This window comes from Coprococcus eutactus (genome assembly GCF_025149915.1).
Lineage (GTDB): Bacteria > Bacillota > Clostridia > Lachnospirales > Lachnospiraceae > Coprococcus > Coprococcus eutactus.
This window is the reverse complement of sequence record NZ_CP102278.1, coordinates 2,896,586-2,910,573: the sequence shown is the minus strand read 5'-3', so window position 1 is coordinate 2,910,573 and position 13,988 is coordinate 2,896,586. Positions and strand designations below refer to the sequence as shown.

Sequence of the window (13,988 nt, the reverse complement as noted above, 5' to 3'; positions counted from 1 at the left end):
ATGTGTATAAAAGCACTATTTACAGAAAATATTTATAGGAACAGAGGTGCATTAATGGACAAAATTAAGGAAATTGGGATTAAACCGCTTGCCATTGTCGTGGCAGTTCTGGCGCTGCTCGCCGGAGTGCTTGGCATAGCAAATGTTGGAGTGGGAGCTATCATTTGCGGTGTTCTGGCAGCGGTGGCAGCAGTGCTGATCATGCTTGCTTTTGGAGGAGGCAGAGCAGGAGCTGCGAACAAGAGTGACAAGTACAAGAAACTGTTCATGAATCTTCCTATCGGATTTGCTCAGGCGAAGATAATAAATGATCCGGTAAATGGAACGAGTTATGAGATAGTTGATGCCAATGAGATATTTGGAGAGTATTTCAAGCTTGATGTGTCAGACTACAAGGATAAGATCCTCAAGGAGAGCAAGATAGAGGTCCTTCAGGATATAAATGCCTGGTTCACAGCATACAATAACTCGGGCACCAAGGAGGGAGACCTCATGGATGTTGAAATCACCATGGAGTCACTTCAGAAGGTGTTCAACACGGTTATGTATAAGTCCGAGGCTGATTACATCAACATGGTAGTAATCGATGTTACAAAGCAGAAAGAGACTGAGGAGAAACTAAGCAAGGCTATAGTGGATGCCAATGCTGCATATAAGACTCAGGCTGAGTTCCTTGCAAATATGAGTCATGAGATAAGAACTCCTATCAACGGAATTCTCGGTATGCTCCAGCTTACACTTATGGCGGAAGACCTTCAGGCAGATTACAGGGATAACCTCATAACAGCTAAGAATTGTGCAGACACTCTGCTCAGACTTATCAATGATATCCTTGATATAAGCAAGCTTGAGGCAGGAAAGTACAAGATCAAAGAAGAGACATTTGATATCAGGACAGCTATTGAAGATACGGTAGCTGCACAGGTTCCTATTGCAACGAACAAGGGACTGCAGCTCGACTGTTCATTTGGCAGCAATATTCCAAAGCTTGTCCGCGGTGATGGACAGAGGATCCAGCAGGTTCTCAACTGTCTCCTTTCAAATGCGATCAAGTTTACATCTGAGGGAAGTGTAAGAGTCAAGATCGCATCCATGGATGACGGAGAGAATAAGATCAAGATAAGGATGGCAGTTGCAGATACAGGTATCGGTATCTCCGAGGCGAATATGAGCAAGTTGTTCATAAGATTCAGTCAGGTTGATGCATCCGATACAAGAAAGTACGGCGGTTCAGGACTTGGACTCGTTATCACGAAGCAGATCGTAGAGCTCATGGGTGGTAACATCACAGTACAGAGCAAGGAAGACATTGGTTCCACATTCATCGTTGAGATACCACTTAAGGTCATCAAGGGCGCTGATGCGGCGGATGAGTTCCTTCAGGAGAAGGAGGAGCCGGCTGTATTCTCCATCAATGCACACAGCAAGGCAAGGATTCTTGTCGCAGAGGATGAACCGGTCAACCAGCAGGTTATCGGAAAGCTCCTCGGTATGGCAGGTTTCTCATACGATATAGCGGAGAATGGTCAGAAGGCAGTTGAGCTTTTCAAGACGAAGATATATGACGCGGCTCTGTTTGATGTACAGATGCCAGTCATGGATGGTATAGCAGCTACACAGGAGATCAGAGAGATAGAGCGTAAGGAAAAGAGAAAGAGACTTCCTATAATCGCAGTTACAGCCAGAGCAATGTTCGGGGATAAGGAGAGGATTCTGGAGAATCAGCTGGACGATTATATCGCAAAGCCATACAATCTCAATGATGTTGTTGATACCCTCAACAAGTACATAGACGAGTAGATATCGGTCAGGCTGTGACAGATCATATGATGACAGAGTATGTGATTACAGAGCATACGATGGATCTGTAAGTAATCTATAAAAGAGAAAAGATCGGGGATAAAGGTGCATTGCACGCATTCCCGGTCTTTTTTGTATAAATATAATGGAGGAAAATGAGATATGGCAGACTTTTTTCAGGACGTATTTAATAAGACAAAGAAATTTGCAAATAATGCAGTGGATGAGACAAAAGATGCAGCACAGAAAGCAAAGCTGAATAACAAGATCAGCAACGAGATCCAGATGATAGACAGGAATATGGTGGAGATCGGAAAGTATTTTTATGAGCAGGCGAAGGGTAACCCACCACAGGAACTGATGCAGTATTTCAACAATATACGTGTTCTAAAGGACAGTATAGAGATAAGCCGCAGCGAGATACAGTCGATAGACGAGGCGATGACGGCGAGAAAAAACAGTAATAACCAGTATTGATATCAAAAAGGACATAATCCGATAAGTTAAAAAATCTAGTGAAAACCGTGTGTGACAGTCTGATAAGATCGGGACAGTCATATACGGTCTTTCTTTTATATGGCGTATTTGCTGGACTCCTTTGGAACTGTGCAAATATCGGCAAAATGCGCGGGTAAAAAAGTACACTTTACAAAAAATTAAAAGGACAAATTAGTAAAAATTTGTTTATAAATCAACCCCTTTACAAAGGGTTCATGGGGGTGTAATGTGTGCTTACCACTTAGAGAGAGGAGGACAGCAGCTTATAATTTTTTTGATACCATTGATCGCTACGGTCAGTATGGCAGTCGTCACTGATTTCCGGAGTTGGAAGATTCCGAATAAACTGGTGGCTGTGGGGCTGATACAGGGATTTGTCGTTTCGGCTGTTGTGAGGGGATTGCCTGAAGGGCTCCTCAGCAGCGCAAAGGGATGTGTGATTCCGGTGGTGATCTTATATGTATTATTTCTAATCAAAGCCTTGGGGGCCGGGGATATCAAACTTCTGGCGGTTGCCGGATCGTTTGTTGGTCTGGACATATACAGGGTTATGATCTACTCCTTTTTGGCCGGGGGAGTAATTTCTATTATTTATCTTTTAAAAGAGTTTATTTTATCAATTACGAATCGTAAGAAATTATCAGACAGAACAGAATGTTCGAGAGTAGGAAAGAGACGAGTACATTTTTCTGCCGCTATATTGGGTGGAATACTATACTATGCCACAACCCTTTGAGGGTTGTTTGGGTGGTTGAATGAAATTGATGTATTTGATGAATTTGATGGAGGTGAGACAATTCAGCAGTACAAAGTAGGAATATATGATGATGACAAGGCTTACATGATGAGTCTGATGAATCATATCAATTCAGACAGGGAAAATCCGTTTCTAGCGTTGGCGTTTTCTGGACGCGATGAATTGCAGGGGTATCTGCGTGCAAACAGTCTGGATATATTGCTGATCGATGAGAAATTGTATGTAGATATATGGCAGGAACTTCGTGGGCAGAGATGTGTGGTGCTTTCGGGAAAGAGACCTGCCGGGACAGATTCCGGTTCGGAGATATCAAAATATGGCGAAGGATGGTTCGGGGGATCAGCGGAGTCTGGTTCATTGGAATATGGTGAACAGTCAGGCGGTGGGAATGTTCCCGGAGTGTTGTTCAAGTACTCTAAGGCGAGGGATATAGTCCGGGCAGTTATGAAGTACATGGATGCCGATGTGCCGGAGAGAAGGCGGAAGCTGTTCAGATCCTATGGTGTTATATCTCCGGTTGGTAGATGCGGGAAGACAAAGCTTGCGATAAGCCTGTGCATGAATGACGAGGTCCGTGGGGGGCTGTATATAGGTCTGGAAGAATTCAGTTCATTTGAGGACAGGGAAGATGTGGTATCGAATGTCATATATCTCATAAAGGAGCGATCGGACGGATTTACGGATTATGTAGGTGAAAATACAGTGCAGCTTGACGATTACAGTGTCCTTGGATACATGCGGTCGTATCTGGATGCCATGGAGCTTGACAGATCTGACGTTGAGTGGATGCTGGAACAGCTAAGAGTGTGGGGAAGATACACGACCATAGTGCTTGATATTGGACAGGCGGTTCTAAAGGATCTGTCTGTGCTGTCTGCTCTGGATGTGATAGTGGTCCCTGAACTGCCGGATGAGCAGTCGCAGGAAAAGATCAGGACATTTGAAAGGCTACTCGAATCGGAGGAGTTGGGAAAAGTCGCAAAAAGGATGAAACGGGTCCGGGTACCAGACGCTGCACCGGGAAGTGCGGAGATGATTAGATTCATTGAGAGCCAGGTGATGGACAAATGGTAAATAGTGAATATATGCAGAATATCAGAACGAAGGTCATGCAGACCATAGACCTATCTGGTGATATAGAGGATGATCAGGTACGTGGTGTTATCGACATGTGCATACTTGAGTATTCTTTGGAGAAACCGCTGAGTGTCAGAGATAAGGTAGAGATAAAACGGGATCTGTTCAACAGCCTCAGAAGACTGGATGTGCTTTCGGACATGCTTGATGATGACAGTATAACGGAGATCATGATAAATGGCGCAGACAATATTTTTATAGAGAGGGCTGGCAGGTTGTGTCGTTATGACAGGACATTTGAGAGTGAGGAGAGACTGAAGTCGGTAATCCAGCATATTGTTGCAGAGTGCAACAGGCTGGTAAACGAGTCGTTTCCGATAGTCGATGCCAGGCTGAAGGATGGATCAAGAGTTAACGTGGTTCTTCCCCCTGTGAGCCTTGGCGGCTGTGTCATGACAATAAGGAAATTCCCAAAGGAGGGAATGACCATGGAGAGACTTCTGCAACTGGGTTCAATAACAACTGAGGTTGCAGAGTTTCTCAGGAAGCTTGTGGTGTCTGGATATAATATTATCGTGTCCGGCGGAACTGGTGCGGGTAAGACTACATTTCTCAATGCTCTGTCGGGGTATATACCACACGATGAGAGGATAGTGACCATAGAGGATTCGGCGGAGCTTCAGCTCACGGGCATAGACAATCTTGTGAGTCTTGAATCGAGAAGTGCAAATGTTGAAGGCGAAAATGCGGTGAGCATAAGAGATCTTATCAAGACAAGTCTAAGAATGCGCCCATCGCGAATCATTGTTGGTGAGGTCAGAGATGCGGCGGCAATTGACATGCTCACGGCTATGAATACAGGCCATGACGGCTCACTGTCCACCGGGCATGCAAACTCCAGCAGAGATATGCTGACAAGGCTTGAGACGATGGTACTTATGGGAGCTGACATGCCGGTGCTGGCTATAAGACAGCAGATAGCATCAGCGGTGGACATAATAATCCAGTTGGGAAGACTAAGAGATAAATCAAGAAGATGCCTTGAGATATGTGAGGTGATCGGATTGGAAGGAGGTGAATTTGTGGTGAATAAATTATTTGAGTTTAGGGAGAGAGGGCTGGAAGATGGCCGGATAGTAGGAACATTGGAGAAAATAAATGATCTGCACAACACGGCAAAACTCATGTCGGCAGGATTTATAAGAGTGACAAAGGAACCCACAGGAGCAGGAGTGATGGCAGTATGACCGATTACAGAGTATACAGGCTGAAAGCCGGTGAAAAGATAGGTATTGCTATCACATATATGGTTGTGACTGCGGCGATAGCAGTGTTGTTTTATGACAATGCAGCAGTGTGTGTTGTAGGCGTTCCGGGATTGCTCGCCATGTTCAGGATGGTCTCGCGGAGTAAATGTATAAGGATGCAGAAAAAGCTGAATATGGAATTCAAGGAGATGCTGCTTTCCCTGGCGGCGAATATGGCGGCCGGATACTCTATGGAAAAGGCCTTTGTGCCTGTGTACCAGGAAATGGAGGGACTGTATCAGGGTAGATCTTATATTCAGGGGGAAATCAAAATGATCATAGCGGGACTTGAGATGAATACCGATATGAAGATCCTTTTAAAGAATTTTGCTGAGAGATCGGGGCTTGATGATGTCATGGAGTTTGCCAAAGTGTCTGCGGTAGCGGGCAGATCCGGTGGAAACCTCATAAAGATGATGAAGAAGATGGTACAGACCATCGAGGAAAGGCTGGAGGTGGAGGATGAGATCGACACGATGGTAACGGCAAAGCGGATGGAGTACAACATAATGTCTGCTATGCCATTTGTGATAGTTCTCTATATGCGGGTGTGTAATCCGGGATATATGAATGCTCTGTATGGAAATGTATTTGGGATAGCCGCGATGTCCGTCTGCCTGATCGTTATATTCCTGATGGTGGCCTGGGGACGAAAGATAACAAATATAAGGGTGTAAGGCGGTGAGAGCGTGCTGAGAAAATTAGCGGGAATCATTTATGACATGGTGGAAAAGCATGTGGATATGGACAAGACGATACAGAGGATAAAGAGGGGATACACTTGCACGGATGCGGATGCAAGAACAAAGTGCCGTGGGGTATATGTGGAAAGGATATCCATGATCTTGGTGGTCGTTCTTGCTTCGGTGGTGCTTGCAGTTTTGTTGTGGGGCAGGACCGCTCTGCGACCTGAAACGGTGGTAATTGACAGGCCGGGTTATGGGGGTGATAAGGGTACCAAGACACTGGAGACAGAGGTTGATGGCCAGAAGAAACAGGTAAATGTAGATGTGCTACCGATCGAGTATGACGAGTCGGAGCTGGAGGATGTGTTTGACCTAGGATTTACAGAGATAGAGGAAATTTATCTCGGAGAGAACGAGAGTGCGGACTGTATTCAGAGTGATCTGGATCTGCCAGAGAGACTTGATGATACAGGCCTTGACGTGGCATGGATAAGCAGTGATCAGGATGTTGTGACATCCACAGGCAAATTGCTGAAGAGTGATGAGGGTGACGCGGAACTGGTGAAGCTCACGGCTGTTTTGTCCTATGGAGAGCACAGCGCGGAGCGGGAATATAACATCCGTGTTACAGGGCGGGTGCTTGATGCTGGTGAGAAGGCTGAAAAGGCTATTTCCGATTTTGTGAAAAACACCCAGATGGAGAACAGGGCTTCCGGACGGATAGAACTCCCCTCGGAGATAGAGGGATACAGCATTGAAGATACGGCTGGCGGTTCTGGTGCTATACCGGTGATATTTCTGGGTATCATCTCAGCAGTATGCATCTGGATGGGCGCGAGGGCAAAGCTTTCAAAGCAGGAGAAGGAGAGGAAACAGCAGCTCATGATTGACTATCCTGAATTGGTCGACAGGCTGATCCTTTATCTGGGAGCAGGAGTGACTATAAGAGGTTCATTTGTGAGAATGGTACAGAATGATGATGAGAGCGCTCTTATGAAGGAACTCCGATACACGTTAAATGAGATACAGGCCGGGATTCCAGAAGGCGAGGCATATTACAATATGGGGCATCGTATCAATATTCCGGTATACATGAAGCTTATGTCAATGCTGTCACAGAATGTCAGCAAAGGGACGAAGGATATAATGATCATGATGGCGGGGGAGGAACAGGCAGCGCTTCAGACGAGGAAAGAGCTAGCCCGGAAGAAGGGTGAGGAAGCAGGAACGAGACTGTTGTTTCCTATGATAGTATTGCTCGGCGTAGTGATGGTGATAGTTGTATTGCCAGCTGTGATGAGTTTTTAGAAAGAGTATGTAAAGCAGAAAAATAATCAAGGAGGAAAATAATTATGAAGAGATGGAATGATTTTATGGAAGACGAGTCAGGAATGGGAGTGGTTGAGATAATCCTTATAATGGTGGTCCTCATAGCGATGTGCATAGTATTTAAACAGCAGATAACCTCTCTGGTAAACAATATCTGGAACTCCATAAACAAGAATGCGAAGAAGATTTATTGATGATGACAGAGCGGAGGACATATGGGAAATAAAGGACAGGTTACAGTGTTTCTGTGTCTTGTGCTGCTGTCCCTGCTGATACTTGGCCTGACATCTGTGGAGATGGTAAGAGTCAGTATGGGCGGTGCCAGGGCTGCGGAGGCAGCTGATGGTGCCGCCCAGGAAATCAAGGCGGCGTACAACAGAAGACTGTTTGATGAATATCATCTGCTGGCTGTTGACAGGAATTTTGGTGGACAGGGGGAAGGAAAGATGGAGGAGATGGCAGAAGATTACCTTGAATATACATTTGACGGGAGTGATGACTATGATATGACGGTGAAAAGTGTGGAGCTTGCCGACTGCAGAGGGCTTCTTGAGAATGACTGCGAAAATATGAAAAAGCAGATAACAGAATATATGAAAATATATATAGAAACAGAGGGCATAAAGGATCTTCTAGAGATGATAACCACTGAAAGAAAAGCAGGAACGGACACGAAAACCACTATAGACAATGGGCAGGATGATGAGAGCTCGACCGACAGTCTGTGGATAGGCACGGATCCAAGGAACGTTCTTAAACATACACTCCGGGGAGGAATCTTGAAAATAGTAACTCCGTCAGGAGGTGAACCGTCTGACGCCAGTTACAGTGAGGAGGATCTTCCGTCGGGAAGCAGGAATGATGCCGATGAGAAGTGGACCGATATAGAATTTGACGATCTTGATGCGTTCAAAAAACAGCTTGGCAATTGGGATGCTGTGGATGAAACGGGAGTCACAGATGATTTCTATGGAATCTGTTATGCCATTGAGATGTTCAACACATACACATCAAAGAAAGCGGAGCGGCCGGCGGAGTGCGAGGTTGAGTACATGATAGCGGGAAAGGACAATGACAGGGACAATCTGAAAGGTGTTGTGAACAGGATCATAGCGCACCGTCTCCCGGTAAATCTGGCATATCTTCTATCGGATGATAGTAAGATGGCAGCCATAGATTCAATAGCATTTGTGCTGTCACTGCTGCCGGGCGTTACATATTCTGCAGTGAAATATCTGCTGGCCGGATGCTGGGCATATGCGGAGACTCTTGCGGACATAAGGTGCATGCTGTGTGGGAATAATGTGCAGTTTATCAAGACTTCAAAAACGTGGAAGACGGATATAGACAGCCTTGGAGATCTGCTCACGATGCAGAATGAGGACTATGAAGGGGCGGATGCCATAGGCTACAAGGGATATCTGGCGATTTTGCTGGCTGAAAAACACAATGACATATATTACAGGATGGCAGATATGATACAGCTAAATTTGTCTCAGGAGGATGAGACATTTGATATGAAGAATATGATATATGGATTTTCTATTGATGTGGATATAGAGCAAAGGAAAAAATTTGCCCCATTCATAGAGAGTTTTCCGGAGATAAATGGCATAGATGACGGCTATTACCGCCACGGGTTCAGGATATCAACGGGGTATTAAAAAGTAGGCGAAAACGTTCGGAAAGGGGGTGTTATATGTTCTCCTGTCATGTTGCCAGGCTCGGATATGATAATCCTAAAAAAATTATTAAAACATTTTTTAAAAACTTAATAGCAAATATTTTTATTTCCAAAAATGTTATCCCATTTATTTATTTTAAGATCAGATCGCCTCTCCAAGCGCATATCAGAAATATCCGCAGCGTGAAGAAAACGGGCAGGAGGATATATAAGACAACTCTTTCTGGACGTGGAAGCGCAAGTGTTGAGGCTGCAATGGTGCTGCCAGTGTTTATATTTGCGATGCTGGGAATAGTGAGCGTCGCAGGAGCGGTCCACACCAGAGGAATAGTGTATGAGGGGCTGCATGAGACTGCACTTTATATGGCGGAGTACAGTTTTCTTGGGAGACAGATAGAGAATGGTGTGGATGCCGGAAGAGAAGCAGAGGTGTTCAAGGATGGTGTATCGCTGGTCACGGCAAACAAAAAACTGCGGGATTATATAGATGATCAGAATATGATTGACAGATATGTTGCCGGGAGCTTTTCTGGATTGAACATAGTACAGTCGGAGTTAAAAGCCGATGACTGCATATATGTGAAGCTGGAATATGATATCAGGATCAGTATTCCGGTAATTGGCAATGTGACTATACCGTGCGAGGAACGGATACGCCAGAGAGCATTTCTGGGATATGACAAGGCAAATGATGCAGATTCAGAGGGTACATATGTATATGTTGCGGAAAACGGTGACGTCTATCACAAGTCAAGAAGCTGTTTTCATATAAAATTGAATATAAGGCAGGTTTCATATACCGCGGCTGAGAAGGAATGCGAAGGCCTTACCCAGTGCAGCCTGTGTGCGAGATACCGAAGTCGTGGAACTCTGTATGTAACGCAGAGCGGGGATAAGTATCATTATTCCCTGGAATGTCCGGGACTTAAGCGTACTGTATACAGAGTGAAGAAGGATGACATAGGGGATATGAGACCGTGTTCAAACTGTGGTGAAGGGGGAATGTAAAGTGAAGATGGATGACGAAGGATCATTAATGATCGAAATGAGTCTTATAACACCTGTTTTGATCGGTGTAGTATTTGTGGTGATCAATCTATTTGTGATAGTTATGAACTATTCTGTGGCGGCGGGGGAGGCATATACAGTGCTTTACAACAGAGAAGAATATATTCTGCTTGGAGATGCTGATGACACTCAGACAGCAGAGAGTGTCATAAGGACAAATGTGGAAGAAAAGACGACGTTTGCCGGGCAGGTTGAGGCAAGGTCATATATGACAGACACGGGGGCAATCGAGCATGGCGTCATGGCGAGTGCGGTGCTTGGAATCTGTGTGAATGAGGTGAGTTATACGGAGAGATATCCCGGGATTGGACAGTTTGTGGATGAGAATAAAAAGAGTAAAAAAGTTGAGACAATGAGGGAGATCAGGAATACAGGCAATAATCTGAGGAGGTGGCAGTCATATGGTAAATTACTGTCAGAATGAAGGTGTAAACTCATTTTTTGTGGTTGAAGCTGAGATGGACAGTGTCAATTCATATGAGATTGATATGCTCTATAACAATTTCGTAGAAGGGATAATACAGCCGGAGTTCAGGTCGATAGACGGCAGAATGCTCCTCTATAACAAGATAAACGGAAAGAAGAGTCTTAAGGATTATATGCAGGCAAATTTCCTTACGGCAAAGCAGACACTCTCGGTAATGGGGGCGGCATGCAATGCTGTAGTTGAGGCGGAGGAGTACATGCTCGATCCTGATAATCTCATGCTGAAACCGGAATATATATTCTGTAGTGTCGGTTTGGAAGAGTGCCGTTTTGTGTATGCACCGGGGGCGCATATGAATGTGAAAAAGCAGGTAAGACATCTGTCGGAGGAGATAATACGACGGATAGATCACAGTGATGGAAAACTGGTGGATTTCATGTATGGAGTGTATGAGACCGTGGTTATGGACAACTTTGATATGGAGAAATTGCGTGAAGATGTGTGCGAGATGCAGAAGCAGGTCTTATGCAGAGAAAAAAAAGCTGCCTTTGGAAAACACGGCGAGGTCAGTGGAAACAGTGATGAGTATGATGCGCTGAAAGACATGTTGTTTGGCGATGAAGCTGCGCCTATGAACAGTGTTGTGCTGGCTGGTGAGTCTGGCACAAGAAGAGAAAATCTGTTTTTGCGTAGGAAAACGTTCGAATGTAAGAACTTGTCGAATTTAAGAAACAGATGGCTGTTGATCCTCTTTGTTATAACTATAGCTGCGGGACTTGGGCTGGCAGTGTTTCAAAGTGCAGTTTATGGACACATTGCGGATGTTCGCCTGCTCATGCTGGCGGTTGCGGTGGCAGCCATTGAGCTGTTTTTATATTTGGAGCTTCGGAGGAAGGATGATGTCGCCATGCCTCGGAGTGCTGGAGTGCCAGCTGGTGCGTCGGCTGGTATAGCCGCCGGTGTGTCTGATGAGACTGTTGGTATGCCTGGTTCACCAGCCGTTATGACCAGTGATCCGTCTGGATTGAAGATGTTGAGGCGGCAGACGTGTAATCCGGACGTGGTGGAAGATGGATCATATATTAGCGAGTGGCAAAATACAGAAAAATATGTGCACAGAACTGTGGATCAAAATCCGATGAATCCTCCTGTAAATTTGAGTGAGGGAACCCAGATACTCAGGAAACCTGATGATACTGATGATGATACCACGCTACTTGCTGCGGATGTTCATGAAGAAAATCGGACAGCACATATATCGGTGGAGCTGACTGGCAGGCAGAGCGGAGAAAAACTCGAGATACATATGGCCGGAGGTGAGCAGACGGTAGGCAGGGATGGCTCGGCTGATGTCGTCATAAACGACAGGAGTATAAGCCGAAGACATGCCGTCATCGGTGAGAAGAACGGCAGGATATATGTGAAGGATCTTTCTTCTACAAACGGTACATATGTAAATGAGATATGTATGTGCAAAGATAGATATTGGCCTTTGTCCGGAGGAGACGTCCTCAGAATAGGGGGCGTGGAATACACTGTCCAAATATTGCTTATCTGATTGATATAAAATGTAAATTCAGATATAATAGTCTGTGTATGAGTTTCCCTAAATCCAGATATATAAGGATATATGTCATGGGCTATGGGTGTAATCACATTTTATCGTACAAAAAGGTAGGTAGTGACATGTCGTATGTAGCTTTATATAGAAAATGGAGACCTGATACTTTTGATGAGGTAAAGGGGCAGGATCATATAGTTACCACTCTTAGAAACCAGATTAAGAATGATAGACTTGGTCATGCCTTTTTATTTTGTGGAACGAGAGGAACAGGAAAGACATCTATAGCAAAGATATTTGCAAAGGCATGTAACTGTGAACATCCGGTTGACGGAAGTCCGTGTAATGAGTGTGCAAGCTGCCGTGCAATAGCTGATGGATCTTCTCTGAATGTTATAGAGATAGATGCGGCATCCAACAATGGTGTCGACAACATACGACAGATCCGTGAAGAGGTTGCCTACCCACCTACTGAGGGAAAATACAAGGTATATATCATAGACGAGGTTCATATGCTCTCACCTGGAGCCTTCAACGCTCTGCTTAAGACTCTGGAGGAGCCACCTTCATATGTTATATTTATACTGGCGACCACTGAATCTCACAAGATTCCGATAACTATATCGTCCAGATGTCAGAAGTATGATTTCAGGAGGATACCGGTGGATGTCATAGCAGACAGACTGGCTGATCTGATGGACAGAGAAGGTCTTGAAGCTGACAGAAAAGCTATCGATTACGTTGCAAAGTCAGGAGACGGTTCTATGCGAGATGCGCTGTCGATACTTGACCAGTGCGTAGCATTCAATCTCGGTCAGAAGCTTACCTACGATAAGGTACTTGAGACCATAGGTGCAGTGGATATAGATACATTTGCAAGACTGCTTGAGTGTGTTCTCAGGGAGGATGTCGAGGGTGCGATAGACGTGGTCGATGAGATCGTGTGGCAGGGCCGCGAACTTGGCAGGTTCGTGAGTGAGTTTACGTGGTTCCTTAGAAATATCCTGGTGGTAAAACTCTCCCAGACAGAGGGGGACAGACTGGATATGACAAAGGAAAATCTTGAACGGATCAGAGGCATTGCGGTGGGCATGGATGAAAGTACTGTCATAAGGTACATCAATGTATTTTCTGATGCATCAGCGAGTATAAAATATTCCACACAGAAGAGGATCGTGCTTGAGATGGCGGTCATAAAACTTTGCCGGCCTCAGATGGAGACGGATGTCACAAGCATCGTTGAGAGGGTGAGATTTCTTGAGGAGAAGTTGGATGCGCTTCAGGCAAACGGAATACAGATGCAGCCGGTGAAGCAGTCATCTAGTGCAGGCGAGAAGCCGGCAGGGACAGATGTAGATCCTGACGCAATAAGGGCATTTCAGGAAAGGCTGTCGAAGGAGCTTCCACAGGCAGAGTATGAGGATCTTCAGAGGGCAGCAGACAACTGGAATGAGATACTTGGAAAACTCTCAAGTCCGGCGAGAAGATATCTCGAGAGAAATGATGATGATCCAGGCAGCAGAGCAAAGCTGATACTTGCTGATGACAGGAAGAAGCTGGTGCTCATGATTCCGCTTACGGATGATGAACTTCCGAAGCTATATTTTGAAAAGGCGGAGAATGTGGCACACGTAAAGAGTGTCATAGAGGAGTATCTTGGCAAGAGTGTGGAATTTGAAATAGTCTGTACCAGGAACTCACACAAGGACAATACTAAACTTGAACAGGAAAATATCCTGAATATTATCAATTTTAAAGTTGAGAGAAAACAGGAATAATAATAAAATCTATAAA

Annotated in this window: 13 protein-coding genes; all 13 read left to right on the top strand. The window is 45.1% G+C overall.

Annotation, left to right across the window (positions count from 1 at the left end; all coding sequences use genetic code 11):
• Positions 1-54: 54 nt before the first annotated feature.
• On the top strand, positions 55-1,800 hold the full coding sequence (locus tag NQ536_RS12945; RefSeq protein ID WP_044998235.1) for an ATP-binding protein: 1,746 nt from the start codon (positions 55-57) through the stop codon (positions 1,798-1,800).
• A gap of 162 nt (positions 1,801-1,962) precedes the next feature.
• The gene (locus NQ536_RS12940; protein ID WP_004852447.1) at positions 1,963-2,277 is read left to right on the top strand and encodes a hypothetical protein; all 315 of its coding nucleotides are present in this window, start codon (positions 1,963-1,965) and stop codon (positions 2,275-2,277) included.
• Positions 2,278-2,572: 295 nt separating this feature from the next.
• On the top strand, positions 2,573-3,034 hold the full coding sequence (locus NQ536_RS12935; protein ID WP_187116308.1) for an A24 family peptidase: 462 nt from the start codon (positions 2,573-2,575) through the stop codon (positions 3,032-3,034).
• Between the two features lie 15 nt (positions 3,035-3,049).
• On the top strand, positions 3,050-4,129 hold the full coding sequence (locus tag NQ536_RS12930; protein ID WP_227909616.1) for a P-loop NTPase family protein: 1,080 nt from the start codon (positions 3,050-3,052) through the stop codon (positions 4,127-4,129).
• On the top strand, positions 4,123-5,379 hold the full coding sequence (locus NQ536_RS12925) for a CpaF family protein (RefSeq protein ID WP_004852440.1): 1,257 nt from the start codon (positions 4,123-4,125) through the stop codon (positions 5,377-5,379). The genes NQ536_RS12930 and NQ536_RS12925 overlap by 7 nt, the downstream gene beginning before the upstream one ends.
• The gene (locus tag NQ536_RS12920) at positions 5,376-6,116 is read left to right on the top strand and encodes a type II secretion system F family protein (RefSeq protein ID WP_004852438.1); all 741 of its coding nucleotides are present in this window, start codon (positions 5,376-5,378) and stop codon (positions 6,114-6,116) included. Before NQ536_RS12925 ends, NQ536_RS12920 begins: the two co-directional genes overlap by 4 nt.
• A 12-nt stretch (positions 6,117-6,128) precedes the next feature.
• Positions 6,129-7,433: an immunoglobulin-like domain-containing protein gene (locus NQ536_RS12915; RefSeq protein ID WP_004852437.1), complete on the top strand. Its 1,305-nt coding sequence runs from the start codon at positions 6,129-6,131 to the stop codon at positions 7,431-7,433.
• Positions 7,434-7,477: 44 nt separating this feature from the next.
• Positions 7,478-7,648, top strand: a complete 171-nt coding sequence (locus NQ536_RS12910) for a Flp1 family type IVb pilin (protein WP_004852434.1) — start codon at positions 7,478-7,480, stop codon at positions 7,646-7,648.
• Between the two features lie 21 nt (positions 7,649-7,669).
• Positions 7,670-9,118, top strand: a complete 1,449-nt coding sequence (locus tag NQ536_RS12905) for a DUF5702 domain-containing protein (protein ID WP_004852432.1) — start codon at positions 7,670-7,672, stop codon at positions 9,116-9,118.
• Between the two features lie 203 nt (positions 9,119-9,321).
• On the top strand, positions 9,322-10,146 hold the full coding sequence (locus NQ536_RS12900; protein ID WP_167530868.1) for a TadE family protein: 825 nt from the start codon (positions 9,322-9,324) through the stop codon (positions 10,144-10,146).
• 1 nt (position 10,147) lies between these two features.
• The gene (locus NQ536_RS12895; RefSeq protein ID WP_044998234.1) at positions 10,148-10,630 is read left to right on the top strand and encodes a TadE/TadG family type IV pilus assembly protein; all 483 of its coding nucleotides are present in this window, start codon (positions 10,148-10,150) and stop codon (positions 10,628-10,630) included.
• Entirely contained in the window at positions 10,608-12,191 is a 1,584-nt protein-coding gene (locus tag NQ536_RS12890; protein ID WP_004852426.1) for a DUF6382 domain-containing protein, read from the top strand. The genes NQ536_RS12895 and NQ536_RS12890 overlap by 23 nt, the downstream gene beginning before the upstream one ends.
• A 128-nt stretch (positions 12,192-12,319) precedes the next feature.
• The gene (dnaX, locus tag NQ536_RS12885) at positions 12,320-13,972 is read left to right on the top strand and encodes a DNA polymerase III subunit gamma/tau (RefSeq protein WP_044998233.1); all 1,653 of its coding nucleotides are present in this window, start codon (positions 12,320-12,322) and stop codon (positions 13,970-13,972) included.
• The last annotated feature ends 16 nt before the right edge of the window (positions 13,973-13,988 follow it).